Origin of the sequence: Nocardia sp. NPDC003269, from assembly GCF_042888005.1 — a bacterium.
In the GTDB taxonomy this organism is placed as follows: Bacteria; Actinomycetota; Actinomycetes; order Mycobacteriales; family Mycobacteriaceae; genus Nocardia.
In genome coordinates this window covers 558,150-585,031 of record NZ_JBIAPA010000003.1, presented here as the reverse complement: position 1 = coordinate 585,031, position 26,882 = coordinate 558,150, and the positions used below count along the sequence as shown (strand labels likewise).

The window sequence follows — 26,882 nt, the reverse complement described above, 5'->3', positions numbered from 1 at the left end:
GCTGTGCGAAACAGCGGTCGGGGTTGCGATTTCGGCGTCGCCGGTGCGTCGCGACGATCGGGCACGGCGTGTCGCGAATCCGGTTGCGGCGCAATGGTGGCGGCCGGGCCGGGCGCCCTGTTGACTGGTAACCATGGCTCCCACCGCTCGACCCAGCAGGCAGCGACGACCAGGGGTTCCCGGCCCCGCGGTGTCGCCGGCGGAACTGGTCGTCGTCACCACGGCGACCGGTCCCGAGATCACGCCGATCGCGTTGCGGGAGAACCGCTCCGTGCGGGCCCGCGTCGACGAACTGTTGCCCGCCGACACCTACCTGGTGCCGATCTTCGGACCGGACAACCGCCTGGCGGCGCGGCTGGCCGAGATGCCGCAGGCACCGGTCGCGGGGGAATACCTGAGCTACTACACCGTGCGCGGGCAGATGGGTGATCTCGCCGAACTCGCGGATCGGCTCCGCCGGGACGACACGGTCGCGGCCGCCTATGTGAAGCCGGCCGCCGAACCGCCGCTGGCCCCGCTGGCCGAGAACACCCTCGCGCCGGACGCACCGGCGGCCACGCCCGACTTCCGGGACCGACAGGGCTACCTGGACCCGGCGCCGACCGGGATCGACGCGACCTGGGCACACACCCGGCCCGGTGGACTCGGGACCGGGGTGCGGGTGATCGATGTCGAAGGCGCCTGGCGGTTCACGCACGAGGACCTGCGGCAGAATCAGGGCGGGGTCATCGGCGGTACCGCGTCGGCCGATCTCGGCTGGCGCAATCACGGCACCGCCGTCGCCGGGGAGATCAGCGGCGACCGCAACGGCTTCGGCGTCACCGGCATCGCGCCCGAGGCGCACATCAGGGCGATCTCGATCTTCGGGATCGGCTCGGCGACCGCGATCCGCTCGGCCGCCGACGCGCTCGACCCCGGTGACGTCCTGCTCATCGAACTCCACCGTCCCGGACCCCGATTCGACTACGCGGGCCGGCCCGATCAGCGCGGCTACATCGCCGTCGAATGGTGGCCCGACGACTTCGCCGCCATCCGCTACGCCGTCGGGCGCGGCATCGTCGTGGTGGAGGCCGCGGGTAACGGCAACGAGAACCTCGACGACCCCGTCTACGACGCGCGCCCCGGCGATTTTCCCGCGACCTGGCACAACCCGTTCCGCGGTGGCGACACCGACTCCGGTGCCGTCGTGGTCGGCGCGGGGGCACCGCCGCCCGGCCTGCACGGCCGCGACCACGGCCCGGCGCGCTCGCGGCTCCCGTTCTCCAACTACGGTGCCCGCCTCGACGTCCAGGGCTGGGGCCGCGAGGTCACCACCACCGGCTACGGTGACCTCCAGGGCGGCGCCGACGAAGACCTCTGGTACACCGACGAATTCAGCGGCACCTCCAGTGCCTCCCCGATCGTGGTCGGCGCGGTCGCCGCCTATCAGGGCATCCGCGCCACCGGTCCGGGGCGGGCGACCCCGGACCAGGTTCGGGCGCTGCTGCGCGCCACCGGCTCACCGCAGACCGCGGCGCCGGGCCGTCCGATCACCCAGCGCATCGGCTCCCTGCCGGATCTGCGGGCGATGACCGACCACGGGTAGCCTTCGGCATGGCCGTCATCCACCGCACCACCCTGACTCCGAGCAAACTCGCGTTGATCGAGACACTGTTGCCCCGGCGACCGTGGTATCGAGGCCAGGCGCCGCGTCTGCGCAAGGTGGGCGGGTTCCGGCTCGACGATCCCGCGGGGGCGGTCGGCATCGAATTCGTACTCGTCGTCGACGAATCCGCCGCCGATCTGGTGCTCTACAACGTGCCGCTGACCTATCGCGGCGCCCCGCTGCTCGACGGCGACCGTGCGCTGGTAGGGACCACCGAGCACGGAGTGCTCGGCAGGCGGTGGATCTACGACGGCACCGCCGATCCGGTCGCCCTCGCGGCGGTGGTGGAACTGCTGAGCGGGCGCGCGGTGGCGCAGGCGCAGAATCACAGCGACACGCCCGACCCCTCGGTCCTGGTGACGCCGGCCGACATCCTGCCGACCGGCGTCGGCCTCGGTGCCGCGGTCGACAGTGACACGGCGACCGAGATACCGATCGGTTCCGCTGGCGCTGTCCTGCGGTTTCCGCGTTCTCCTTCGGGGCGGCCGTCCGGTGCGCCGGGGTCTGTCGCCGCGCCCTACGAGCTGGGCGGGGACCAGCGGGCCGCGGTCGAGGTGGTCGCGCTGCTGCCGGGCTAGTTCCGGGAAAATGAGATGTGCCGGGCCGGGCCGGCATGGGAGGGTACGGGGATGGCATCGGCGAAGAGCATCACCGTGCGATCGGCTACCAGTGCGGACGCGGACGCGATCATCGGATTGCAGGAGACCGGGTTCGGGATGCGGTACGGGGCCGATGAGCTCCCGTATCGGTGGGAGTTGTTCCCGATCGAACGGTCACTGGTCGCGGTCGACGGTGACCGGGTCGTCGGGCACACCGTCGACCGGACCATGACGGTGACGGTGCCGGGGGAGCGGCAGGTGCGGGCGTGCGGGGTGTCGGGTGTCGCGGTCGCGCCGACGCATCGGCGGCGGGGCATCCTGCGCGAGCTGTACACCGCCCAGCACGCGCGCACCGAGGCCGACGGCCTGCCGTTGACGATCTTCACCGCCAGCGAGGCCACGATCTACGGCCGGTTCGGCTACGACCCGGCGATCCTGTCCACCACGATCTCCATCGACCGCCGCCGTGCCGAGTTCCGCTCGACCACGCCCGATCCCGGTGGCGTCGAAATGTCGACCCTGGCCGAGGCCGCGCCGCACATCCGGGCGATCTACGAGCGCTGGCAGGCGACGGTGCCGGGCGCCCAGGTGCGCCCCGACGCCAAGTGGGACCTGTTCTTCGCCGACGTGGAACGCCATCGCGACGGTGCCACCACCCTGTTCACCCTGGTCCACCCCGACGGGTACGCCCTGTATCGGCGACGCTGGCGGGACGGCCGGGCCACCGCGTCGGTGTGGGAGTACCGTGCGCTCGCCCCGGACGCGCACGCCGCGCTGTGGCGGGTGCTGCTCGGGCTGGACCTGGTCGAGACCATCGATGTCGAGATCGCCGACGACGACCCGCTGCCGTACCTGCTCGCCGATTCCCGCGCGGCGCGCGTGATCGATCGCGGTGACTCGCTGTGGGCGCGGCTGATGGATGTGCCCGCCGCCCTCACCGCCCGCCGCTACCGGCACGACCTGGACACGGTTCTGGCCGTGCACGACCCGTTCCGGTCGGCCGGTGGCACCTTCGCCCTGCGCGTACGCGACGGTGTCGCCGAGTGCGAACCCACCACCCGCCCGGCCGCGCTCGGTCTCGACATCAATGTCCTCGGCGCGCTGTACTTCGGTGCGCATCGGGCGGCGAGCTTGGCCGCCGCGCACCGGATCCGGGTCGACGACGACGCGGCGCTACGGGATCTCGACGCGGCGTTCACCTCCGAGCGCGCACCGGAACTGGGCTGGTTCTTCTGACGAGCATGCGAACGCGCGGCCGGGCCGCGTAATCTGGGTAGCTGTGGATTCGCACGAGGTCGATCCTTCGGTTCGGGTGCGCGGCGCCCGGGTCCACAATCTGCGTGACGTCGACGCGGACATGCCGAGGAACGCCCTGGTCGCGTTCACCGGGGTCTCGGGTTCGGGCAAGTCGTCCCTGGCCTTCGGGACCCTGTACGCGGAGTCGCAGCGCCGCTACCTGGAGTCGGTCGCGCCGTATGCCCGGCGCTTGCTGCACCAGGTGGAAGCGCCCGATGTCGACGACGTGACCGGGCTGCCGCCGACGGTGGCGCTGGCGCAGCGCCGATCCTCGCCGTCATCGCGGTCGACGGTCGGGACGGTCACCGCGATCTCGAACTCGCTGCGGCTGCTCCTGTCGCGCGAGGGCGACTACCCGGAGGGCCCGGCCAGGACCGGGCCCGGTCACTATCCGGCGGGGACGAATCGGCTGTATTCGGATGCGTTCTCGCCCAACACCGTCGAGGGTGCGTGCCCGCGCTGTCACGGTCAGGGTGTCGTCCACGAGGCGACCGAGGCGTCGATGGTGCCCGACCCGTCGCTGAGCATCCGCGACGGCGCGATCGCGTCCTGGCCCGGCGCCTGGCAGGGGAAGAACCTGCGCGATGTGCTCGCCGCGCTCGGCTACGACATCGACCGGCCGTGGCGGCAACTGTCACCGCAGGCCCGCGAATGGTTCCTGTTCACCGACGAGAAGCCGGTGGTCACGGTGGAACCCGAGCGGGAACCGCATCGGATCCACCGGCCCTATCAGGGCACCTACACCAGCGCCGAACGGCTGCTGCTGCGCGCGCACGCCGAGTCCAAGAGCGAGGCCACCCGCAAACGCGCGGCCGAGTACCTGCACACCGCGACGTGCCCGCTGTGCGACGGGCGCAGGCTCAAACCCGAAGCACTGGAGGTGATGTTCGCGGGCCACAACATCACCGAGCTGGCCGGGTTGCCGCTCAGCGAGCTGGTCGCGGTGCTGCGCCCCTACACCGAGGGCACGGGCGCGGCCGCGGTGCTCACCCAGGATCTGCTCTCGCGCATCGAGGTCCTGATCGAACTCGGCCTCGGCTATCTCAGCGTCGACCGGGAGAGCCCGACGCTGTCCGGTGGCGAGTTGCAGCGGCTGCGGCTGGCGGGGCAGCTGCGCTCCGGACTGTTCGGCGTGGTCTACATCCTCGACGAGCCGTCGGCGGGGTTGCATCCGGCCGACACCGCCGCGCTGACGACCGTGCTGAGCCGGCTCACCGCGTCCGGCAACAGCGTGTTCCTCGTCGAGCACGATCTGGATGTGGTGCGGCACGCGGACTGGCTGATCGACATCGGTCCCGGCGCGGGCGTGCACGGTGGCCGCGTCCTGTACTGCGGCGAGGTCGACGGGCTGCGCACGGTCGCCGATTCGGTCACCCGCCCCTATCTGTTCGACGAGGTCACCCGGCCACCACGAGCCGACCGCACGCCCAACGGCACGCTAGAACTGCGCGCGGTCACCAGCCACAATCTGCGCGACCTCGACGCCGATCTTCCGCTCGGGGTGTTCACGGCGATCACCGGCGTCTCCGGATCGGGGAAATCGAGCCTGCTGCACGCGATCTCGACCGCCGCCGCTGCCGATCCGAAAATCGTGCGTGTCGTCGAGGTCGATCAGGCGCCGATCGGGCGGACGCCGCGCTCGAACCTCGCCACCTACACCGGCCTGTTCGACACCGTCCGCAAACTGTTCGCCGACACCGAGGCCGCGCGGGCTCGCGGCTACGGCGTCGGCCGGTTCTCGTTCAATGTCGCCGAGGGGCGGTGTCCCACCTGCCAGGGCGAGGGCTACATCACGGTGGAACTGCTGTTCCTGCCCAGCACCTACACCCCGTGCCCGGATTGTCATGGTGCCCGCTACAACCCGGACACGCTCGAGATCCGCTATCACGACGCCACCATCGCCGAGGTCCTGGCCATGTCGGTGGACGAGGCCGCGGAATTCCTCGCCGACGTCGCGGTGGTCGCCCGGGCGTTGCGCACGCTGACCGAGGTCGGACTCGGCTACCTGAGGTTGGGTCAGCCCGCGACCGAGCTGTCCGGCGGTGAGGCGCAGCGGGTGAAGCTGGCCACCGAGCTCCAGCGAGCCCGGCGCGCGGGGACGGTCTACCTGCTCGACGAGCCGACGACCGGACTGCACCCGGCCGACACCGACATCCTGCTGACCCAGCTGAATTCGCTCGTCGACTCCGGCGCCACGGTCATCGTCGTCGAACACGACATGACCGTCGTGGCCCAGGCCGATCACGTCGTCGACCTGGGGCCGGCCGGCGGGGCCCAGGGCGGCCGGATCGTCGCGCAGGGCACACCGGAGCAGGTCGCGGCCGATCCGGTCAGCCGGACGGCGCCCTTCCTGCGGCAGCGGCTGACGTGAACCGCGCGGCGCGCCGGGCAAATCTGCGGCTATCGGGTGTGGTGCGCCTATCGTGAGGGAATGCCCGTGAACGACGGGGAGGGGAATCCGGTACCGGACCGAACCCGGCAGGCGATGGTGATCGCCGGCGGGTGCTCGTTCGTCCTCGGCATCGCGACGCTGCTGTGGCCCGGCCGCAGCGAATCAACGCTGGCCCTGCTGTTCGGCGTCTCGCTGCTGCTCAGCGCCGGAATCCAGGCCTATCTCGCGGTGGTGGCGCGAATCGCGTTTCCGCTGCGGGTCCTGGTACTGGTGAGTGCCGTGCTGACCGTCATCCTGGCGGCACTGGCCTTCGGCGGCGGGAACATCGAACTGCTGGCGCTGTGGATCGGGATCGGCTGGTCGGTGCGCGGCATCGTGCAGGCACTGGTCGCGGCCTGGGACACCGGGGTGACCGACGGCTGGCTGCACGAGATCTGCGGACTGGGCACCACGGCGATCGGGATCACCATGATCGCGATGAAGTTCGAGACCGTCACGGGACTGGCCACGGTTGCCGGCAGTGCGCTGGTGGTGATCGGCGTGCTGGAACAGCTCGCGGGTGGGATGCTGCGTACGGCACTGCGCGGTGTGCGGCGTTCGCAGCCGGACACCGGCACCGTCCCCGGGTCGGCCACGGCCGGGCGATAGTAGTGAATCCCACACTCGCAGAGTGTGTTTCGATGTTTACGCGAACGCGCGGACAACGCGACATTGCGGGCAGCGGAGCGGGTGCTGAACACTGCGTGCCCGGCCGTTCACCGCTGGGGTAACTGTGCTGCGCGCCGGTAGCGTGGCCCGCGGCGTGCGCACGGGAGGGCCCGGTGGACGCGCGCCGTCGTCCGCAGCCCGAAGTGAGCCCAGGAGAAATGTGGTGTCGCGCGTAACCCCCGGCGAAGCCGCCGATACCGTCCAGCGTGAAGAGCTGGCGATGCGGCGCATGACCGAGAGTCTGGTCGAAGACCTGTCCGAGAACGTCCCCGCCGACCAGGTGACCTCGGCGGTGGGTGCCGCGCACCATCGTTTCGCGGGCAAGCCGATCCGGGAGTTCGTGCCGATTCTGGTCGAACGGATCGTCCGCAGTGAACTTGCCGATCCCGACCCGACCGTGCGGGTGCCCGCCCCGGCGGCCGGTGTCCGGGCCGCCGAACCCGAACCGGCGCCCGCCGCGCAGCCGGAGAATTCGGCCGCCGACCGGGCCGGGCAGCTGGTGAGCAGGCGTGGCGTGCTGCCGCTGTCCATCGGTGCCGTCACCGTCGTCGCCGCCGTCGCGGCCGCGGTGATCCTGCTACCCGGCGGTGGCGACACCCCGGCCGCCGCGCCGACGGGCGCTCCGGTGACGGTCGTGCGCGGCGTCGTCGGGTCGGAGAAGGTGTCGTTCTTCCAGGACGAGCAGGTGGTGAAGGTCCTCGCCGACAACGGCATCCGGGTCGAGGTCGAGCCGGCCGGGTCGCGGCAGATCGCGACCACCGTCGACCTGGACCGCTACGACTTCGCGTTCCCGTCGAGCAGCCCCGCCGCCGAACGGATCCAGCGGCAGCGCAACGTCACCACCAAATACACCCCGTTCGCCTCGCCGATCGCCATCGCCACCTATCGGCCGATCGCGGATCTGCTCACCGCGGCGGGCGTGATCAAGCCGGGCCCGGTCGCCACCTTCGACATGAACCGGTACCTGGAACTGGCGGGCACCGGTGTGCAGTGGGACGACCTGCCCGACAACACCGTCTACCCGGTCGAGAAGAACATCCTCGTCTCGACCACCGATCCGCGCAGCTCCAACTCCGCGGCCATGTACCTGTCGATCGCGAGCTACGTCGCCAACGACCACACCATCGTGCGCGGCGCCACCGCCGAACAGCACGTGCTGCCCGCGCTGTCGAAACTGTTCCTCGCCCAGGGCTACACCGACAACAGCAGCGAAGGTCCGTTCACCCAGTACCTGACCAACGGGATGGGCCCGACCCCGCTGGTGTGCATCTACGAGGCCCAGTTCGTCGAGGCGGCGGGCAAGGGCAAGATCAAGCCGGACATGGTGCTGACCTACCCGACCCCGACCGTGCTGTCGAGCCACACCCTGGTCCCGCTGACCGGCACCGGCGACAAGATCGGCAAGCTGCTCACCGAGAACCCGGAACTGCGCCGCCTCGCCGCCGTCCACGGCTTCCGCACCGGCGACAACGCCCAGTTCACGGCGATCGCCGCCGAGCGCAACGTCCCGGTGCCCGCCGACCTGATCGACGTCGTCGACGCCCCCGCCTACGACACCCTCGAGCACCTGCTCGACGGAGTGGCCAAGTCCTACAACTGATCTCCGCATCGCATCGGGTGCCGCACGGCCGTTCGCCGCGCGGCACCCGATGCAGTCATCGCCGTGCTCCGTGCCGGTCCAGCGGCCTTTCGCGGTGGACATTCGCGAGCTTGGCCGGATTGCGGACGAAGTACAGGCCGGTGATCAGGCCGTCGTCGATCCGCAGTGCCACCACGCCGTCGATCTCGCCGTCGAGCCGGACGATCAGCGCGGGCCTGCCGTTGATCTGCGCCGGTTCCACCGAGGCGGTGCCACCCATCCACGCCGAACCACCGGCCAGCACGCGGGCCACCCGGTCGGCGCCGACCACCGGACGCAGCAGTGCCTGTCTGACACCGCCGCCGTCGCCGAGGAAGACGACATCGGGCGCCAGCAGATCGAGGAGACCCTGCAGGTCACCGGTGTCGACGGCCCGTTGGAACGCCCCGAGCGCGGCCCGGGTCTGATCCGGTGATGCCACTCCGCGTGGCCGGCGCGCGGCCACGTGCACCCGGGCGCGGTGGGCGATCTGGCGAACCGCCGCCGGGCTCTTGTCCACGGCGTCGGCGATCTCGTCATAGGCCAGGTCGAAGACCTCGCGCAGCACGAACACCGCGCGTTCGACGGGGGCGAGCGTCTCGAGGACCAGCAGCATCGCCAGCGACACGCTGTCGGCCAGCGCGATGTCCTCGGCGATATCGGGAGCGGTCAGCAACGGTTCGGGCAGCCACGGCCCGACATAGGACTCGCGGCGCCTGCCCAGGACACGCAGGCGCCGGATCGCCTGACGGGTGGTGATGGTGGCCAGGAACGCGCGCTCGTCGCGGACCTCACCGAGGTCGACCTCGGCCCACTGCAACCAGGTCTCCTGCAGGACATCCTCGGCGTCGGCGGCCGAGCCCAGCATCTCGTAGGCGACGGTGAAGAGCAGATTGCGCTGGGCGACGAAGGCCGCGGTGGCGCGCTCGCTGTCCCGCATGTCGGTCCTTTCCACGGTGTCGACAGGTGTCGTACACGAGTGGTCCGCGACCGCTGTTCTGTGACATCGGCGGCGCGTGGCGCTGCTCACACCACGGTGGTGTCACAGCTGCCGGGGCGCGGGCTACTCGTGGTCATCCAGCACATACGCGGACAGGAGAACCGAGATGGAGCACGAGATCAGGGAACAGGGTGGGGTCGCGCGGCGGATCGCCGTCTTCGGGGCGAACGGTCCCACCGGCAGGTTGCTGACCGGTCGGGCACTGGCCGCCGGACATGAGGTCACGGCGGTGACCAGGCGGCCGGAATTGTTTCCGCTGCGCCATGATCGGCTCCGGGTCGCGGGCGCCGACGTGCTCGATCCGACGGCCGTCGACGCGGTGATCGCCGGACAGGACGCCGTGCTCTCGACGCTCGGAGTTCCCCCGGGCAAGGAACCGATCACCACCTACTCGCAGGGGACGGCGGCGATCGTCGCCGCGATGCGGCGGCACGCGGTCCGCCGTCTCGCCGTGGTGAGTTCGAGCGGCGTCGACCCACAGCCCTACTCCGACGGCGGGTTCCTGTTCAACCGGGTACTGCTGCCGTACGTGACGCGGGTAGCGGGCCGCACCCTCTACGACGACATGCGGCGGATGGAACAGCTGGTCGGTGACAGCGGACTGGACTGGACGATCGTGCGCCCGAGCGGGCTGTATCACCTGCCCGCACCCACCGACTACACGGTCGTCGACGGACACGCCGACGGCCGATTCACCGCCCGCGTCGACCTCGCCGCCTACCTGCTGGCCCTGCTCGACGACGACCGGCACATCCACCGGACCGTCGGCATCATCACCACCACCGACACCCCGACCCTGCTCCGATGGCTCCGCACCGAAGCCCTCACCGGACGCTGAAAACAGGGGTGGCGGACCGTGTCAGGTGTCGTTAGGGTCGGAGACCTCATGGGTATCGGTTTCCTGTTCTTGTGATCGCGCGAAACGCGTCGAGCTGAGCTCCGCGTTCCGCCACCGCACGCACTCTCCCGCAGCGCGTGCGTTCCCTCTCGATCCAGCCCCGCCACGGGGACTTTCGTGCGGCCGGATACGGCCGAGAACAGGAGCTGCCATGACCAGCACCGCCCAACTCACCCTCCACGACGTCACCGTGCGCTACGACGCCACCACCGTCCTCGACGCCGTCTGCCTGTCGATCGCGCCCGGCGACACCGTCGGCGTGATCGGCGAGAACGGATCGGGGAAATCGACCCTGCTCCGGCTGCTCGCCGGAGTCCAGCAGCCCGACAACGGCAGCGTCACCGTGGTCGCGCCGGGCGGAATCGGGTACCTCCCACAGGCACTCGACCTGCCGGAGACTGCCACTGTCGCCGACGCGATCGATCACGCGCTGGCCGAACTGCGTGCCATCGAAACGCGGTTGCGCGACACCGAGCGGGAACTGGCACACGGCGATCCGGCCGTGCTCGACGCGTACGCGGCCCTGTCGGCCCGGTTCGAGGCACGCGACGGCTACCGGGCCGATACCCGGGTCGACATCGCGCTGGCCGCGCTCGGCCTACCCGGGCTCGACCGTGCGCGCACGCTCGCGACCCTGTCCGGTGGGGAGAAGGCACGACTCGCGCTGGCGGCGACCCTGGCCTCGGCCCCGGAACTGCTGCTGCTCGACGAACCGACCAACGATCTCGACGATGCCGCGGTCGCCTGGCTCGAACAGCAGCTACGCACCCACCGGGGCACCGTGGTCGCGGTGACCCACGACCGCGTGTTCCTCGAGCGGATCACCGGCTCCATCGTCGAGGTCGACGCCGGAAAGGTCACGCGGTTCGGCGACGGCTACGGCGGGTATCTGGCGGCCAAGGCGGCCCAACGCCGCAGGGCCGCCCAGGAATACGAGCAGTGGCGGGCCGAGCTGGCGCGCAGCAGGCGGCTGGCCGAATCGAGTGTGATCCGGCTCGAGGCGATCCCGCGGAAACTGCCGCTGGCGGTGTTCGCGGCGGGACCCTTCCGGGCGCGTGGCCGTGGACACGGGACGATGTCGCGCATCCGCAACGCCAAGGAGCGCGTCGCCTGCTTGCACGCCGATCCGGTCGCGGCGCCGCTCGACCCGCTGCGGTTCGACGTGACCGTGGCGACGGAGGCGCCGACGCCGACCGGGCCGGTTGCCGAGCTCACCGACCTCCGGATCGGTGACCGGCTGCGGGTGCCCGCCCTGCGCATCGAACCGGGTGCCCGGCTGCTCGTCACCGGGCCGAACGGTGCGGGCAAGACGACGCTGCTGCGTGTGCTCGCCGGGGATCTGCGCCCCGACACCGGGTCGGCGCGCATCGCGGGCCGAGTCGGTTGGTTGCGTCAGGACGCGCCGCGCTACCCGGCGTCGGCGACCGTGCTCGGCGCGTTCGCCACGGGCAGGCCCGGACATCCCGACGAGCACGTGGACACGCTGCTCGCGCTCGGCCTGTTCCGTCCCGCCGAACTCGGGCTGCGGGTCGGCGAGCTGTCCTACGGACAGCGCAGGCGGATCGAGATCGCCCGCCTCGTCACCGAACCCGCCGATCTGCTGCTGCTCGACGAACCGACCAACCACCTCGCGCCCGCCCTGGTCGAGGAACTCGAGCGGGCCCTCGACGACTACCGGGGCGCGCTGGTGATCGTCACCCACGATCGGCAGCTGCGCCGCCGGTTCACCGGTCAGCGGATGGCGGTGTGTCACGGTGCGGTGGTCGACGCCGCCGCCTAGAACCGGATTTGCCGTTCCAGCAAGGAATCTGGTCACTCCGGCGCGGCGGTGGTGATACTCGGGCGCTGCTCCGAGGAGGTCTTCCCATGCTGGACAATCCCACCCGCGCCCACACCACGGCCGGTGCCGTCCGTCCCTGGACGGTGCTGGCCGTGTGCTCGCTGAGCCTGTTCGTCGTCGGGCTCGACGCCACCATCGTCACCGTCGCGCTGCCGTCGATCGGGGCCGGCGTGGACGTGGGCACCCAGGGACTGGAGTGGATCGTCGACGCCTACACCTTGGCCCTGGCGAGTTTCCTGATCACCGCGGGCGCGCTCGCCGACCGGTTCGGCAGGCGGCGGGTGTTCCGGCTCGGGCTCACCGTCTTCGGGCTCGCCTCGGCGGTGTGCGCGGTCGCGCCGACGGTCGAGGTGCTGATCCTCGCGCGGGTCGCGCAGGGGATCGGCGGGTCGATGCTGAGCCCGGTGGCGTTGGCGATCGTGGTCGCCGCGATCGCCGATCCGCGGCAGCGGGCGAAGGCGATCGGGGTGTGGGCGGCGGTGTTCGGGCTGAGCATGGCGGTCGGGCCGACACTCGGGGGCGCGCTGGTCGACTGGTTCGGGTGGCGGTCGGTGTTCTGGATCGCGGTGCCGGTCGTGGTCGTCGCGCTCGGGCTGACGTGGCTGTTCGTGCCGGAGTCGCGGGGGCGGACACGCCGGATCGATGCGGTGGGCCAGGCGCTGCTGGTCGTCGTGGTGGGCGGGGTGATCGCGGTGCTCATCGAAGGACAACGGATCGGGTGGACCTCGCCGCTCGCGCTCGCGGCCTACCTCGGAATCGTTGTCGCGGTGGTCGGATTCGTGCGGGTCGAGGCCCGGGTGGCGGCGCCGCTGATGGATCTGCGGTTGTTCCGGCGGCCGCCGTTCACCGCCGCGGTGGCCGGCGCGGTCGTCGTCTTCGTCGCGCTGACCACGACCCTGCTGCTGAGCACCTGGCAGCTGCAACACGATCGGGGCCTGAGCGCGGTCGCGGCCGGTGCGTTCACGCTGCCGCTGGCCGTGGCCGCCACCCTGTGCGCGCCGCTGTCGGGCGTGCTGGTCGGCCGGGTCGGCGCCAGGACGCCGCTGCTGTTCGCCGGTGGTTTTCTCACCGCCGGTGGGGTGGTGCTCGTGGCCGCCGGGGACGAGGCGAGCAGCGCGGTGCTGTTGATCGCGTTCGCGCTGATCGGGATCGGATTCGGATTCGCCAACGCGCCGATCACCAACACCGCCGTGAGCGGGCTGCCCGCCGACCGGGCCGGTGTCGCGGGCGGGATCGCCTCCACCGCCCGTCAGGTGGGCGCGGCGGTCGGGATCGCGGCGGCCGGCGGGCTGATCGCAGGCGCCCACTCCGCCCGGATCGGGTGGTCGGTCGTGGCGGTCTGCGGGCTGCTGGTGCTGGCAACGGCCCGGCTCGCACCGACGAAAGCCTCCTGACCTGCGGAAGCGGCGGGTGCGAAAACGATTTCGCGCGCAGCGATGAGTTCACCGACCCGGCCCCGTCTCAATGAGTGCTACCTGTAGCCGAGATCCGGGAGAGTCGCATGACCGCCAGTTCCGCCGTCACCACCGGCACCCTCGAGGTGCCCGATGCCCGCCTGTACTACGAGGTCCGCGGGGCAGGGCCACTGCTCGTGCTCGTCGGCGCGCCGATGAACGCCGCCTCGTTCGCGGCCGCGGCCGAGCAGCTCGCCGCCACCAACACCGTCCTCACCACCGATCCACGTGGCCATTTCGCCAGCCCCCTCGACGATCCGAACCAGGATTCGACGGTGCTCGCCCGCGCCGACGACCTCGCCCGCCTGATCGCCCACATCGACGCCGGTCCCGCCGTCGTCTTCGGCTCCAGCGGCGGCGCCGTCAGCGCGCTGGCGCTCGCCCAGACCAACCCTGATCGGGTCACCACCGTCGTCGCCCACGAACCGCCACTGCGGGAACTGCTGCCCGACGCGGCCGCGCAGCGCGCCGTCACCGAGGAGATCATCGCCACCTACGACCTCGGTGACGTGGTCGGCGCGTGGAAGAAGTTCTTCGTCCAGGCCGCCCTGCCGATCCCGGACGAGGTGGTGGAGCACATGTTCGGTGGCGACCGCGATCCGCGGCAGGTCGCCAGTGAACGCCACTGGTTCGACCACGAACTGCGCGCGACCACCGGCTGGGTGCCCGACCCGCCGCTGCTGCGGGCCGTGCCCACCCGGGTGATCGTCGGGATCGGCGCCGATTCGGCGGGCCAGTTCTGTGACCGGACCTCACGCGCGCTGGCCGCCGAACTGCGGTGCGAGCCGGTGCTGTTCCCCGGCGATCACACCGGATTCGTCGCTGATCCCGGGGCATTCGCGCTCCGGCTCCAGGAAGTCGTCGACGAGCCGTGACGCGACACCCCGTTTCGGCAGTCGATGCAACTACGCATCAGGTGCGACGGGGATGGCGTCGCGGCAGCGCACACTCAGACGCTCCAGGGCCGCGAGGAGTTCGGGCGGGCCGGTGACGGTGAAGTCGGTGTCGAGGGCGGTGATCATCCAGGCCAGGGAGGCGGGGGAGTCGGCGCCCAGACGCAGCAGGCAGGTCGCGTCGTCGACCGCTTCGAGCACACCGGTCCCCGGCCACAGCCGCTCGGCCACGTCGGCCGCGGGGCAGTGCAGGGTGACGACGGTGCGCCACGGCCACGAGGCCACCGACAGCCTGCGCGACAGGTACGTGGCCGCGTCACCGTCGGGCGGCGGGCGCGGCGTGAAGCGCGGCCCGGTCGGGACGCGCGGCACCAGCCGATCGACCCGGAACGACCGCCAATCCGCGCGATCGACATCCCAGCCCACCAGATACCAGTGCCTGCTGACATTGACCAGCGAGTCGGGTTCGGTGTCGCGCCGGGACACCCGGCCCGCGTGATCGGTGTAGTCGAACCGGAGACGTTCGTGCCGACGGCACGCCTCCGCGATCGCCAGCAGCGTCGCCGGACTCACCCGCGGCGCCTCGGCCGCGACCCGCACCATCGACTGCTGCAGGGTGGTCAGCCGGTGGCGCAGCCGGGAAGGCAGCACCTGTTCCAGCTTGGCGAGCGCGCGCAGCGACGCGTCCTCGATGCCGGTGACGGTGCCGCCCGAGGTGGTCCGCAGACCGACCGACACGGCCACCGCCTCCTCGTCGTCGAGCAGCAGGGGCGGCATCGACGCCCCGGCGCCCAGCCGATATCCCGCCGCCCCCTGCAAGGCCTGCACCGGATAGCCGAGACCGCGCAGCCGCTCGATGTCACGGCGGACCGTGCGCGCGGTGACGTCCAGTTCCGCGGCCAATTCGGCACCGGACCACGCGCGATGGGTCTGCAACAGTGACAGCAGACGGAGCAGGCGGGCGGAGGTCTCGGACATGCCTCCAGAATGCTCTCGACTTAGGACCGATGTCGACCTAAGTGGTTCGTAGCGTGGTCCGCATGAACGACATCCACCCCTTCCGGATCGACATTCCGCAGTCCGACCTCGACGATCTGCACGACCGCCTCGCCCGCACCCGCTGGGCCGACGACCTGCCCGACGTCGGCTGGACCTACGGCCTGCCCACCGCCTACCTGCGCGGTCTGGCCGACCACTGGCGCACCGGATTCGACTGGCGCGCCGCCGAAGCCGCGCGCAACGCCCGACCGCAGTTCGTCACCGACATCGACGGACAGCGACTGCACTTCACCCACGTGCGCTCGCCCGAACCCGGCGCGTTGCCGCTGGTCCTCGTGCACGGATGGCCGTTCACCGACTTCGGCGCGACCATCGGCCCCCTGACGAACCCCGCTGCCCACGGCGGCGACCCGCGCGACGCGTTCGACGTGGTGATCCCCACCCTGCCCGGCTTCGGATTCTCCGGTCCCACCCAGCTGCCGGGCCAGGCCGCGACCGAACAGTCCGCCGCCGTGATCGCGCAGCTCATGCGCCGCCTCGGCTACGCACGCTACGGCGCGCAGGGCAGCGACGCAGGCTCGTTCATCGCCCCGCAGCTGGGCCGGATCGACACCGAGCGGGTCGCCGGCGTGCACCTCAACGCCGCCATCACCATTCCCGCCTGGGACGACGACGGCGCCGGCTACTCCACCCAGGACCAAGAGAAGCTCGCCGCGCTGCAGGACTGGAACAGCAACGAGACCTCCTCGTACGCGGCCGTGCACAGCACCCGCCCGCAGACCCTGGCCCACGCCGTCACCGACTCGCCCGCCGGTCTGCTCGGCTGGGTCGTCGACGTGGTCAACACCTACAAGGACCCCGCCGCCGCGCTCCCCGAGGACTCCCTCGATCGCGACGCCCTGCTCGCCGAGATCGCCGTGCTCTGGTTCACCCGCACCGCGGGCTCCTCGATGCGGCTGTACAAGGAATCCCAGCAGTGGGGCGCCGACCTGCCCAGCTCGGGGGTGCCGACCGGCATCGCGGTCTTCCCCGGCGACACCACCATTCGCGGTATCGCCGAGAAACAGAACAACCTCGTGCGCTGGACCGAATTCGACCGCGGCGGACATTTCGCGGCGATGGAGACACCGGATCTGCTCGTCGACGACATCCGGGAGTTCTTCCGGCCACTGCGCTGAGGGCACCCGTGTTCGAGGACCACGCGCCAGCCGGTCCTGGCATGCTCGGATCATGACCGATACCGAGGGCACGACACTGTTCCACGCCTCCATGCCGTTCACCGAGCGACTCGGCGTCGAGGTCCTCGAACACGGGCCGGAGGTGGTGCGCAGCAGGCTGGCCTGGGACGAGTCCCTGTGCACGCTCGGTGGCGCGCTGCACGGCGGCGTCCTGATGTCGCTGGCCGACGCCACCGGCGCGGTCTGCGCGTTCCTCAATCTGCCCGAGGGTAAGCAGGGCACCACGACCGTGGAATCGAAGACGAATTTCGTGCGCGCGGTGCGCTCCGGCTACGCCGTGGCCACCGCGCGTCCCCTGCACGCGGGCCGCAGCTTCATCGTGGTGGAGACCGAGATCCACGACGACGCGGGCAAACTCGTCGGCAAGACCACCCAGACGCAGGCCGTGCTGTAGCTCGCGGCTAGGCGTCGACGAAGACGGCGCCGATCTCGGTCATCCGCCGCGCGGCGTAGCCGGGGTCGATCAGCGCCTCCGGGGTATGGGTCCCCGGGGCCACCGGGTCGCCGCGCAGGCCGATCAGCCGCTCGACACCGAGGGCGATGCCGAGGGCGGTGAGCGGTCGCTGGCCCGCGGAATGGACCAGGTAGCGGCGCCGTCGCAGCGGCGATCCCGTCGCGTCGGCGCCGTCCAGTTCGATGCGGATCTCGATCGAGGCCGCGTCGCCACGGCGCCGGCCCGGCGATTCGCCGACCGCGAGATCCACCCGGACATCCGGTGCTCCGGTCGCCAGCGCCAGGCTCGGCACATCGAGGACGGGAACGCTCTGTCCGGCCAGCCGGGAGCCGTCCACGGCGGGCACATCGACCTGCGCGTCCTCGGCGGCCAGCCAGGTGAAGACCCCGTCGCGGCGCACCAGGCCCGCCGCGGTCACCGCCGACCACCGTTCCAGGTCGGCGATCCCCGCGGGCCCACCGGTATCCATCTCGTCCAGGATCGCGGCGAGCCGGACGCTGTCGATCCGGCCGAACTCGCGCGCGGCCGCCAGGGCGGCGAGTGTGGCGAGTCCGGCGAGCAGGTGACTCGCGACCAGAATCGGTGCGGCGCTTGCCCGTCTGGCGCCGGTGACGACTTCGGGCCCGATGTCGAGCAGGCCGCTCGAGATGCTCAGGTAGGGCAGCCCGTGGTCCTGGGCGTAGCCGAGGCCGTTGAGCCGGTCGTCCCACAGGGCGGCGACCACCGCCGCGAAGGTGGCGTCGGTCGGCAGACCGAGATCACGGCGGCGCAGGTCGATCGTGACCGCCGTGGCGGTGCCGAGGTCGTCGGCGACCCGCTGGGCGCGGTCGAGATCGCGGCCGGCGATCGTCAGCGGCAGGGTCGGATACCAGCGCCGCAGCAGGGCGGCCGTGTCCGATCCCGCCTGTCCGGAACCGCCCAGGATCAGGACGGATGGTGTAGTCGACATGGTGTTTTCCTCTCGCCACACAAGCTACATTTTGTAACCTACTCTTTGTAGCTAAACTGTTCCCATGACGCAAGGCAGGACGGCCCGCATGCCCAAGGCGGCCCGGCGTGAGCAGCTGCTCGACACCGCGCTGGCGATGGTGCGCGACCACGGCACCGACGGGCTCACCCTCGTCACGCTCGCCGAGGCCGCGGGTGTGAGCAGGCCGATCGTCTACGACCACTTCGGCACCCGCCCCGACCTGCTGCTCGCCCTGTATCGGCGACTCGACGAACGGCACCGGCTCGCCGCCGAACAGGCCGTCCTCGCGGCCCCGGCCGACGCGAAGGAGATCGCGCGCGTGATGAGTGCCGCCTACTTCGCCTGTGCCACCGACATGCCCGAATTCGACGCGATCTCGGCGGCGCTGAAAGGCAATCCGGAGGTGCTGGCGATCCAGCACGCCATGCTCGACAGCTACCGCGACTGGATGGCCACCACGCTGCTGCCATATTCGGATCTCACCGACACCGCGCTGCGGCTGCGCTGCGTCGCCGTCCTCGGTGCCGCGGAAACCCTGGGCGCCGAACTCCATCGGGGCACGACCACGGCCGGCGACGCGATCGACGCACTCGCCGACCTCCTCGTCGGCAGCATCGGCGCCGACCGTCACCGCACCGCTGCTCGGTAGGATTCGGCGCGTGCCAGAGACTGCCGACATCGCCCGGCTCTTCGACAAGCGACCGCGCCAGTGGGGTTCGCCCGCGGATCCGATCGCGTGGAATGCGGTGCGGGACAAGGTCTGTGCGGCCGCACCGCCCGCGACCGCGACGGAGTTCGCCGTGCTGCTGCGCGACGAGTTCGCCCGCGTGGCGGGCGTCGAGCTCGACGATCCCGATGCCATTCCCGAGCTGTCCTTCGTCGTCGAAGGCACCTCGGAAGCAGTTCACCTGCCGACTTGGCGCACCATTCTGCTCCCGCTGCTGACCACCCGCGCCCGCCAGCTCTACGGCGAGATACCCACCGAACGCCCCTGATCGACCAGCTGGCCGCTCAGCATGCCCAGGAAGAACGTCCGGATGTCCTCGGCCAGCAGCTCGGGCACTTCCATCGCCGCGAAGTGGCCGCCGCGATCGAATTCCGACCAGTGCCGGATGTCGTAGAGCCGCTCGGCCAGTGGTCGCACCGACTGGGTGATGTCGCGGCGGAACACCGCGACGCCGAGCGGGACCGGGCACGGAGTGACCCCGCGGGTCGTCTCGCGGTGCAGTCGCGCCGAGGACGCCGCGGTGGCGGTGAGCCAGTACAGCGAGATATCGGTGAGCATGCGGTCGTCGTCGATGGGGGAGCGCGGGTCGGTCCACTGCGCGAAGCGTTCGGCGATCCAGGCGAGCTGGCCGACGGGGGAGTCGGTGAGCGCGTAGCCGATGGTCTGTGGCGTGGCGGCCTGCAGTGCCTGGTAGGGCGGACGATTCGCCATCAGGTGCTTGATCTTGTCGAGGCGGGCCTCGTCGGTGGCGGACAGCACCACATCGGCGTCCGGGTCGGGCCGGGTCGGCAGGTAGTTCACATGGACACCGACCACCCGATCGGGCGCCACCGCGCCCAGCGCCTGGGAGACACCCGAACCGAAGTCGCCGCCCTGCGCGCCGTAGCGCTCGTAGCCGAGCCGGTGCATGAGCTCGGCCCAGGCGCGCGCGATCCGGGTGACATCCCAGCCGCGCTCGTGGGTGGGGCCCGAGAAGCCGTAGCCCGGAATCGACGGGATCACCAGATGAAAATCGCGCGACAGCGGCTCGATGACGTCGAGGAACTCGAGGAACGACCCGGGCCAGCCGTGCGTGAGGACCAGGGCGAGCGCATCCGGCTTCGGTGAGCGGACGTGGACGAAGTGGATGTTCTGGCCCTCGATCTCGGTGGTGAAGTGTGGAAGCTCGTTGAGCTTCGCCTCGTGCGCGCGCCAGTCGTAGCTCGTGCGCCAGTACTCGGCCAGCTCCTTCAGCCGGGCGAGCGGGAACCCGTAGTCCGTTCCGGCGTCGATGATCTCGTTGGGCCAGCGGGTGCGGGCGAGGCGGTCGTTCAGGTCGTCGAGGTCGGCCTGCGGGATGTCGATGTGGAACGGCGCGATCATGGTCTCAACTCCAGCGGATTCGTTCGGGCGATAAATGTTTGTCATATAAACGTTTGTGCGGCCAACGATAGCACAATCATTTGTCGCACCAACGATTCGCTACACTTCTCCCATGGAGAACCCCGCGGAGCGGACCCGAACCGGCTGGGAGCGCCTGCCCAGCTGGCTGCTCACCCAGACCGCCCAGCACGCGCATCGCCTGGTGTCCGACGGGTTCGCGGCCGTCGGCGCCCGCGGCTACCACTACCGGCTGCTGGCCACGCTGGCGGAGTTCGGCCCGGCCAGTCAGGCCGAACTGGGCAGGCGCAGCGGCATCCACGTCAGCGACATGGTCGCGACGATCAACGAACTGGCCGACAGCGATCTCGTCGAGCGCGCCCCCGATCCCGACGACCGGCGCCGCAACGTCATCACCCTGACCGCCGCGGGCACACGTCAGCTCCGGCGCCTGGAGAAGCAGCTGGCCGCCTGCCAGGACGAACTGCTCGCCCCGCTGTCGGCCGATGAACGCGCGCAGCTGACCACGCTGCTCACCCGACTCCTGGACCACCACACTCAGGAACCGGAAGCCTGAGCGCGCCAGGCGCGCGGATGGCCTTTCCGGCCTTTTCCACCTGTGCGACGATTAACGCTATTCGGAGCATTCACGCAATCGGGTGATCGATATGCGGTCGGTGAACCAGTTCGCGATGTACGCGGTCGTCCTGCTTCTGCTCGGCACGGCCTGCGCCAAGCCGACTACGGTCGCCTATTCACCGCCGGAATTCGTCGATGGCCCCTGCCCGACCACGCCACATCCGGTACCGATCCTGGACGGGGCCCGCTGCGGGGAATTGATCGTGCCTGCTGACCGGTCCGAAGACGGCGGCACGATGCTGCGCTTGGCGGTAGCCGTCATCCCGTCGCGAATACAGCCGCCGACCTCGGATCCGCTGGTCTTCCTCATGGGCGGACCCGGCCAGGACGGCGTCACGAACCCACCGATTCCGGACGATATCGTGATGAATCGCGACCGCGATCTGATCCTGCTGTCCCAGCGCGGCACCCCCTCGTCCACGCCGGCCTTGACCTGTCCGGAAATCTACGATTTCTACGCCCGCCGAGTCGGCCTGCCGTACGACGCTCCCACCACCGGCGAACAGTACGTGCAGGCGGTCCGGGCATGCCGCGACCGGCTCTCCGCCCACGTGGACCTGGCAGCATTCAACACACACGAGAGCGTCTACGACCTGATGGACCTGCGAAAGGCGCTCGGTATCGATACGTGGAATGTGTATTCCCACTCGTACGGCACCCAGCTCGCGCTCAGCTACCTGGCGAACGACGCTCGCGCTGTCCGATCGATCGCGTTCGACGGCGTACTCCCGAATTCCGCCGTCGACGTCTCGATTCTGGGGACCAGCGCACGGGAAGGGATCGACGCGATGATCGCGGCGTGCGCGGCGCAGCCCGCCTGCCGGGAGCGCTATCCCGACCTGGGCGCGACCTTCACCAGGCTGGTCGGTGAGCTCGCGGCAAATCCCGTCACCACCACCGTCGACATCCCCGGGACCGGCGCGACGCGGGTGGTCCTCGACGGCGGCGCGTTGCTGAACTGGGCGGTGTCGGCGACGCATTTCCCCACCGAATTCGCCGCCGGGCTCGACGAACTCGACCACGGGAATCCGCAGCCGATCGCCGCGCGCTGGGCCGAGATCTGGTCGAATGCCGACAAGGCCGGTGTCCTGGCCTGGGGGCTGCTGCTGAGTGTCGTGTGCCAGGAATGGGTCCCGATCGAAACCCCGGAGGAACAGCTGCGCCAGGCGCGGGAATCGTTCCCGGAATTCCCGGCATCGGTGCAGGCGCACACTCCGCAGCTACCGTTCATCCGGGAAGCGTGCGCGGTATGGGATGTCCCGGCGGGCCGGCGATCCGCGCGTGCGGTGGTCACCAGCGATATTCCCGCGCTTGTTCTGTCGGGCAGTTTCGACGCCCAGACCGGCGCACGCTGGGGAGCCGAAATCGCGAAGAACTTCTCGCAGTCCACGGTGGTCGTGGTGCCCGGAGCCGCGCACGGCCTGTACGCCGACCCCTGCGGAGCCGCGGTGATCGCCTCGTTCTTCGACAATCCCGAACATCCCGATACGCGCTGTGTCGAGGAAACGGAGCCACCGCCGTTCGACATTCTCCCGCCACGGCCCTGACGCCGACAAGGCGGCCATAGGGTGATGCGCGGGCAGATGATCTTCCGGTGACACGCAATGTGTGTGACGATAAATCCGGTGGCGATATCCGCCCCGATTCTTCCGGGCATCCACATGGTCGGGTGATCGATATGCGGTACGGGAACCAACTCGCGGTATACGCGTTCGTGCTACTGCTCGTCGGCGCGGCGTGCGGGACGCCGAACACCCCGCCCGATGCGGGCGCGCCATCGACGGTGGCCGCTCCTCCGGCGGAATTCCTCGACGGGCCATGTGCGACGACACCACATCCGGTGCCGATCCTGGACGGGGCGCGCTGCGGGGAGCTGGTGGTGCCCGTGAACCGCACCGAACCGGACGGCGCGACCCTGCGCTTGGCGGTCGCTGTGATTCCGTCGCAGATTCAGCCGCCGACCTCGGATCCGCTGGTGTTCCTGATGGGCGGCCCCGGGCAGGACGCGATCGCGGATCCCCCGATCAACCCCGATTACCCACTGAACCGCGCGCGCGACCTGATCCTGATGGGGCAGCGGGGCAACCTGACGTCGAGCACGCCGATGGCCTGCCCGGAGATCGACCGGTTCTACGCCCGGCGGGTCGGATTGCCGTACAACGCGCCGTCCACCGGTGTGGAGTACGTGGCCGCGGTGCGGGAATGCCACGACCGCCTCGCCCCCACCACCGACCTGTCGGCATTCAACTCGACCGAGAGCACCTACGACCTGATCGACCTCAGAAAGGCCCTCGGCATCGCGAAGTGGAATGTGTTCTCCCATTCCTACGGCACCGACCTCGCCCTCATCTACCTGCGCCACGACGCCGACGCCATCGCCTCGATCGCCTTCGACGGGGTCACCCCGCCCTCGGTCGCCGCCCTGGGCTGGACCTGGGCCAGCGCCGAGGAGGCGTTCGACAACATGATCGAGGCGTGTGCGGCGCAACCGGCCTGCGCGCAGCGCTACCCCGACCTGGAAGCGACATTCCTCCGGCTCGTCGGCGATCTCGAGGCGAATCCCCTCACCGCGACGGTCGATGTTCCCGGCGTCGGACCCACGACGGTGGTCGTCGACGGTGGCATGCTGCTGAACTGGTTCGTTCCCGTGGCCACCCACCTGCCCGTCGACTTCCCGGCGGCGATCGACGAACTCGTGCACGGGAATCCGGACCTCGTCGCGAGCCAATGGGCCGCGGCGTGGACCAATCCGGACAAGGTCGGCTTTCTGGCGTGGGGTCTGACGCTGAGCATCTGGTGCCGCGAATGGGTCCCGTTCGAGACCGTCGAGGATCAACTGGCCGCGGCGAACGCGGCCTTCCCCGAGTTCCCCGACTCCGTGCTGGCCCAGGCGCCACAGCTGCCGTTCCTGCGCGAGGGGTGCGCGGCATGGAACGTGCCGAAGGCTCCCGACTCGATTCGTGACACCACCACCAGTGACGTTCCCGCGCTGGTGCTGTCGGGCAGCTATGACGGGCAGACCGGCGCGGTGTGGGGAGACTACATCGCGAAGAACCTCTCGCGGTCCACCGTCGCGGTCGTTCCCGGAGCCGCCCACGGCGTGTACGCCGAGCCGTGCGGGGCCGAGATCATCGCCTCGTTCTTCGACAACCCGGGCAATCCGGACACGAGCTGCGCGGACACCACACGACCACCCGCATACGACATCCGTCCACCAGGGCCGTGACCACCATGTCCCCGGTGGTATCGCGGCGTTCGGTGCTGGGCGGTGCGGTCGCCGGGCTGGCGATCCTCGGACTGCAGGCCTGCTCGTCGGACCAGCCGACAAAAACGCTCGCGACGAGCACCCCGGCCGGAAGGGCAGCCGCGTTCGCCGAACTGGACGCCAAGATCGAGACGGCCATGCGGGCGTATCGGATTCCGGGCGTCGCGGTCGGTGTGCTGACCGACGGCGAGGAATACATCAAGGGATACGGGGTCACCAATGTGGACCGGCCGGTGCCCGTCGACGGGGACACACTGTTCCGGATCGGCTCCACGACGAAGACGTTCACCGGAACGGCGATGATGCGGCTGGTCGACGAGGGCAGAGTCGAACTCGACGCGCCGGTGCGTCGCTACCTGCCGGACTTCGCGGTCGCCGACCCGGACGCCGGCGCCATCGTCACGGTGCGACAACTGCTCGACCACACCGCCGGGTGGCTCGGCGACTTCGTCCAGGACTTCGGGCGCGGCGACGATGCCATCGCCCGGTATGTCGCGGCGATGACCCGGCTCCCGCAACTGACCCCACCGGGTGCCGTCTTCGCCTACAACAACGCGGGACTGGTGGTGGCCGGGCGGATCATCGAGGTGGTCACCGGAGCGACCTACGAGACCGCCGTGCAGAACCTGCTGCTGGACCCGCTCGCCCTCACCAACACCCGGTTCTTCTCCGACCAGATCATCGGACTCAACGTCGCGGCCTCGCACGACGTCGTCGGCGAGAAGGCCGTCGTCGACACCGGCTTCTGGCACTTCCCGCGCAGCTGCAACCCGACCGGCTCGCTGATCTCCACCGCCCGTGATCAGCTGCGGTACGCGAGATTCCACCTCGGCGACGGCACCGGGCTGATGAGCGAGCAGGCGCTGATCGCCATGCGCTCGGACCCGGGGCCAGGCGGCACGCTGCAGGTCGAACTCACCGGAATGGGCGTGGCCTGGATGCTGCGGCCGTCGGCGGAGAACGAGACGATCGTTCAGCACGGCGGGACCTGGTCAGGACAGCGATCGGGGTTCTTCCTGGTGCCGACGCGCGATTTCGCGATGACCGTGCTCACGAATTCCGAAGGGGGCGGGCACCTGCTGTCCGAACTCTTCGCCGACGACTGGTCGCTGCGGACCTTCGCCGGACTCAGCAACCTCCCCGCGACACCGCAGCGGCTCGGTGCCGCAGAGCTCGCGCCGTACGAAGGGCGCTACGTCGCCGACCTGATCACCGAAACGGGCGCGTGGGACCACGCGGTCATCGACTTCCGCGGCGATGACGGGCGACTGATCGGCACGACGGCCGACAGCCCGGACGCGAGCACCCCACCCGGGCAGCCACCGGCATTGGGCCTCGCCTTCTACAAGCCCGACTACGGCCTCGATCTCGACGCCGACCTCGAACCGGTGGGCACCCGATCGGATTTCGTGCGCGGAGCGGATGGCGGCGTCGCGTGGTTCCGCAACCATGGGCGGCTGTACCGGCGGCAATGAATCGCGGCGAGCGATCCGCTACGAGTGGCAGGTGAGGCCGGTCAGCGCGGCATCGAGCTCGGGAAGACTGGCTGCGGAGTGGAACTCGCCGTCGGCGAGCTCAGCGATCGCCCGCAGCGAATCGGGGTCGGTCGGCACCGGGACCCGTGCGGAGCCCGCCGAGTCGGGGATGTCGACGACACCGCTCGCGGTGCCGAGGGAAATCGTCGACACCGTGACGCCGGCGGCCTTCGCCGCGCGGGCGGCGGTGTAGGCACCGCGTGGCGCGTCCAGATCGGCGGGCAGGGTCTGCTTGCCGTCCGACAGCAGGACGATCCGTTGTGGTCCTGTCGCGGGAGCGAGCTTCTTCGCGGTATCGATCGCGCTCAGGGCACTGAAGATGCCCTCGCCGGTCGCTGTCCGCTCAGCCAGTGCCGCGTTGTCGAGCGCGTCGGTGAACGCGCCACGGTCGGTCGTCGGCAGCACCTGCACCGAGGCAGTGCCTGCAAAAGTGACCAGCCCCAGGGTCGTTCGAGCGGGCTGCCGGTACGCGAAATCGGTCGCCGCGCGCCGCGCGACGGTCCATCGACTCGGCACGACATCGGTGGCTTCCATGGACAGCGAGACATCCAGGACGAACAGCACCATCGTGGGACAGGCCGCGGCGCCATCGGCCTGCGGGATCGGTGTCCCGGACACGGCCTGTCCGCAGGCCGCGACGAGGACACCGACACCGGTCAGCATCGCGGACATGGCGATTCGGATCCCGGGGCGTCGCGGCACCCCGTCACGCTACCTGCGGTGGACGGTCGCCAGCCAGGCGGGAGTGGACTCGCTGAACCGGGTGCGCAGGCTCTCCTCGTCGATGGCGGCGATCTCCCACTCGGCCGGATCGAAGGCCGCGGTGAGGTCGGCCCGGCTGACCGGGTGCGGTCCGAGGTCGACGCCGACATCGGCGAAGCACAGGACGTACAGGGTCCCGCCCCGGGCGACGACCGCGCCGAGACTCCTGGCGTAGACGGCTTGTTCGGTGTGGTCGAAGGTGTGGAACAGTCCGCTGTCCAGCACGGTCCCGAACCGGCGCTCCAGCCGTTCGAGGTGGAGGGCGTCGGCCACGTCGAAGGTTGCTGTGAGGCCACGGTTCTCGGCGGTGCGCCGGGCGATCGCCACCGCCGTCGCCGCCACGTCGACCCCGTGCACCGGGAACCCGAGGGCGGCGAGGTGGAGCGCGTTGTCGCCGGTGCCGCAGCCCACGTCGAGGACGTGGCCGGCGATACCGCCCGCCGCGGCCAACCGCACCACCGCCGGTTGCGGCTGACCGATATCCCACGGCGCGGGCCCGTCGCGATAGGACGCGTCCCACGATCGACCCGACTGCCGCTCGTGACTGGTCGGCAGCCGGTCGGGCAGCGGGTCGTCGGCGAACGAACTCAT

General features: G+C 70.4%; 24 protein-coding genes. 18 read left to right on the top strand and 6 right to left on the bottom strand.

Annotated elements, in window-relative coordinates; translation table 11 throughout:
• Positions 1 to 133 precede the first annotated feature (133 nt).
• The 6 genes from ACFYWJ_RS22630 to ACFYWJ_RS22605 all read left to right on the top strand — a co-directional run bounded on the left by ACFYWJ_RS22630 (position 134) and on the right by ACFYWJ_RS22605 (position 8,240).
• Complete coding sequence (locus tag ACFYWJ_RS22630) at positions 134 to 1,585, top strand: S8 family peptidase (protein WP_355272003.1); 1,452 nt, start codon at positions 134 to 136, stop codon at positions 1,583 to 1,585.
• 8 nt (positions 1,586 to 1,593) lie between these two features.
• Positions 1,594 to 2,223, top strand: coding sequence for a 1,4-alpha-glucan branching protein (locus ACFYWJ_RS22625; RefSeq protein ID WP_355272005.1), 630 nt, complete (start codon positions 1,594 to 1,596; stop codon positions 2,221 to 2,223).
• A gap of 51 nt (positions 2,224 to 2,274) precedes the next feature.
• Positions 2,275 to 3,480, top strand: a complete 1,206-nt coding sequence (locus tag ACFYWJ_RS22620; protein ID WP_355272007.1) for a GNAT family N-acetyltransferase — start codon at positions 2,275 to 2,277, stop codon at positions 3,478 to 3,480.
• A gap of 121 nt (positions 3,481 to 3,601) precedes the next feature.
• Positions 3,602 to 5,911 carry an excinuclease ABC subunit UvrA gene (locus ACFYWJ_RS22615; protein WP_355273013.1) on the top strand — a complete coding sequence of 770 codons (2,310 nt, stop codon included), beginning with the start codon at positions 3,602 to 3,604 and terminating at the stop codon, positions 5,909 to 5,911.
• Positions 5,912 to 5,971: 60 nt separating this feature from the next.
• The gene (locus tag ACFYWJ_RS22610) at positions 5,972 to 6,580 is read left to right on the top strand and encodes a DUF308 domain-containing protein (RefSeq protein ID WP_355272008.1); all 609 of its coding nucleotides are present in this window, start codon (positions 5,972 to 5,974) and stop codon (positions 6,578 to 6,580) included.
• Between the two features lie 223 nt (positions 6,581 to 6,803).
• The gene (locus ACFYWJ_RS22605) at positions 6,804 to 8,240 is read left to right on the top strand and encodes a three-helix bundle dimerization domain-containing protein (RefSeq protein WP_355272010.1); all 1,437 of its coding nucleotides are present in this window, start codon (positions 6,804 to 6,806) and stop codon (positions 8,238 to 8,240) included.
• Between the two features lie 55 nt (positions 8,241 to 8,295).
• Here ACFYWJ_RS22605 and ACFYWJ_RS22600 read toward each other — a convergent pair whose 3' ends face one another.
• Positions 8,296 to 9,198, bottom strand: a complete 903-nt coding sequence (locus tag ACFYWJ_RS22600; protein ID WP_355272012.1) for an RNA polymerase sigma-70 factor — start codon at positions 9,196 to 9,198, stop codon at positions 8,296 to 8,298.
• 166 nt (positions 9,199 to 9,364) lie between these two features.
• On the opposite strand from ACFYWJ_RS22600, the gene ACFYWJ_RS22595 reads away from it, so the two are divergent.
• From ACFYWJ_RS22595 to ACFYWJ_RS22580, 4 genes are all read left to right on the top strand, one after another.
• Positions 9,365 to 10,096, top strand: a complete 732-nt coding sequence (locus tag ACFYWJ_RS22595) for an NAD(P)H-binding protein (protein ID WP_355272013.1) — start codon at positions 9,365 to 9,367, stop codon at positions 10,094 to 10,096.
• A gap of 211 nt (positions 10,097 to 10,307) precedes the next feature.
• Positions 10,308 to 11,936: a TlrC/CarA/OleB/SrmB family ABC-F type ribosomal protection protein gene (locus tag ACFYWJ_RS22590; RefSeq protein ID WP_355272015.1), complete on the top strand. Its 1,629-nt coding sequence runs from the start codon at positions 10,308 to 10,310 to the stop codon at positions 11,934 to 11,936.
• Between the two features lie 86 nt (positions 11,937 to 12,022).
• Positions 12,023 to 13,390, top strand: a complete 1,368-nt coding sequence (locus tag ACFYWJ_RS22585) for an MFS transporter (protein ID WP_355272017.1) — start codon at positions 12,023 to 12,025, stop codon at positions 13,388 to 13,390.
• 107 nt (positions 13,391 to 13,497) lie between these two features.
• Positions 13,498 to 14,325, top strand: a complete 828-nt coding sequence (locus ACFYWJ_RS22580) for an alpha/beta hydrolase (protein WP_355272018.1) — start codon at positions 13,498 to 13,500, stop codon at positions 14,323 to 14,325.
• Positions 14,326 to 14,355: 30 nt separating this feature from the next.
• Here ACFYWJ_RS22580 and ACFYWJ_RS22575 read toward each other — a convergent pair whose 3' ends face one another.
• Positions 14,356 to 15,321: a WYL domain-containing protein gene (locus tag ACFYWJ_RS22575; protein WP_355272019.1), complete on the bottom strand. Its 966-nt coding sequence runs from the start codon at positions 15,319 to 15,321 to the stop codon at positions 14,356 to 14,358.
• A gap of 62 nt (positions 15,322 to 15,383) precedes the next feature.
• On the opposite strand from ACFYWJ_RS22575, the gene ACFYWJ_RS22570 reads away from it, so the two are divergent.
• Entirely contained in the window at positions 15,384 to 16,520 is a 1,137-nt protein-coding gene (locus tag ACFYWJ_RS22570; protein WP_355272021.1) for an epoxide hydrolase family protein, read from the top strand.
• Positions 16,521 to 16,572: 52 nt separating this feature from the next.
• Complete coding sequence (locus ACFYWJ_RS22565) at positions 16,573 to 16,974, top strand: PaaI family thioesterase (RefSeq protein ID WP_355272023.1); 402 nt, start codon at positions 16,573 to 16,575, stop codon at positions 16,972 to 16,974.
• Positions 16,975 to 16,981: 7 nt separating this feature from the next.
• On the opposite strand, the gene ACFYWJ_RS22560 is transcribed toward ACFYWJ_RS22565, so the two are convergent.
• Complete coding sequence (locus tag ACFYWJ_RS22560) at positions 16,982 to 17,983, bottom strand: saccharopine dehydrogenase (RefSeq protein WP_355272025.1); 1,002 nt, start codon at positions 17,981 to 17,983, stop codon at positions 16,982 to 16,984.
• A 64-nt stretch (positions 17,984 to 18,047) separates the two neighbouring features.
• On the opposite strand from ACFYWJ_RS22560, the gene ACFYWJ_RS22555 reads away from it, so the two are divergent.
• Together ACFYWJ_RS22555 and ACFYWJ_RS22550 are read left to right on the top strand one after the other, a co-directional pair.
• Positions 18,048 to 18,653, top strand: a complete 606-nt coding sequence (locus ACFYWJ_RS22555; RefSeq protein WP_355272026.1) for a TetR/AcrR family transcriptional regulator — start codon at positions 18,048 to 18,050, stop codon at positions 18,651 to 18,653.
• Between the two features lie 10 nt (positions 18,654 to 18,663).
• The gene (locus ACFYWJ_RS22550) at positions 18,664 to 18,999 is read left to right on the top strand and encodes a hypothetical protein (protein ID WP_355272028.1); all 336 of its coding nucleotides are present in this window, start codon (positions 18,664 to 18,666) and stop codon (positions 18,997 to 18,999) included.
• Here ACFYWJ_RS22550 and ACFYWJ_RS22545 read toward each other — a convergent pair.
• Positions 18,969 to 20,093 (bottom strand): epoxide hydrolase family protein, encoded by a 1,125-nt coding sequence (locus tag ACFYWJ_RS22545; RefSeq protein ID WP_355272030.1) that lies wholly within the window; start codon positions 20,091 to 20,093, stop codon positions 18,969 to 18,971. The two genes, ACFYWJ_RS22550 and ACFYWJ_RS22545, sit on opposite strands and share 31 nt — an antisense overlap.
• A gap of 112 nt (positions 20,094 to 20,205) precedes the next feature.
• On the opposite strand from ACFYWJ_RS22545, the gene ACFYWJ_RS22540 reads away from it, so the two are divergent.
• From ACFYWJ_RS22540 to ACFYWJ_RS22525, 4 genes are all read left to right on the top strand, one after another.
• Positions 20,206 to 20,667 (top strand): MarR family transcriptional regulator, encoded by a 462-nt coding sequence (locus ACFYWJ_RS22540; RefSeq protein WP_355272032.1) that lies wholly within the window; start codon positions 20,206 to 20,208, stop codon positions 20,665 to 20,667.
• Between the two features lie 91 nt (positions 20,668 to 20,758).
• The gene (locus tag ACFYWJ_RS22535) at positions 20,759 to 22,276 is read left to right on the top strand and encodes an alpha/beta fold hydrolase (protein WP_355272033.1); all 1,518 of its coding nucleotides are present in this window, start codon (positions 20,759 to 20,761) and stop codon (positions 22,274 to 22,276) included.
• Positions 22,277 to 22,407: 131 nt separating this feature from the next.
• Positions 22,408 to 23,955: an alpha/beta fold hydrolase gene (locus ACFYWJ_RS22530; RefSeq protein WP_355272035.1), complete on the top strand. Its 1,548-nt coding sequence runs from the start codon at positions 22,408 to 22,410 to the stop codon at positions 23,953 to 23,955.
• 5 nt (positions 23,956 to 23,960) lie between these two features.
• The gene (locus tag ACFYWJ_RS22525) at positions 23,961 to 25,469 is read left to right on the top strand and encodes a serine hydrolase domain-containing protein (protein WP_355273016.1); all 1,509 of its coding nucleotides are present in this window, start codon (positions 23,961 to 23,963) and stop codon (positions 25,467 to 25,469) included.
• A gap of 18 nt (positions 25,470 to 25,487) precedes the next feature.
• Here the strand turns inward: ACFYWJ_RS22525 and ACFYWJ_RS22520 are convergent, their stop codons facing one another.
• A complete protein-coding gene (locus ACFYWJ_RS22520; RefSeq protein ID WP_355272036.1) occupies positions 25,488 to 26,201 on the bottom strand; it encodes a VWA domain-containing protein in 714 nt (237 codons plus the stop codon).
• A 39-nt stretch (positions 26,202 to 26,240) separates the two neighbouring features.
• Positions 26,241 to 26,882, bottom strand: coding sequence for a class I SAM-dependent methyltransferase (locus ACFYWJ_RS22515; protein ID WP_355272038.1), 642 nt, complete (start codon positions 26,880 to 26,882; stop codon positions 26,241 to 26,243).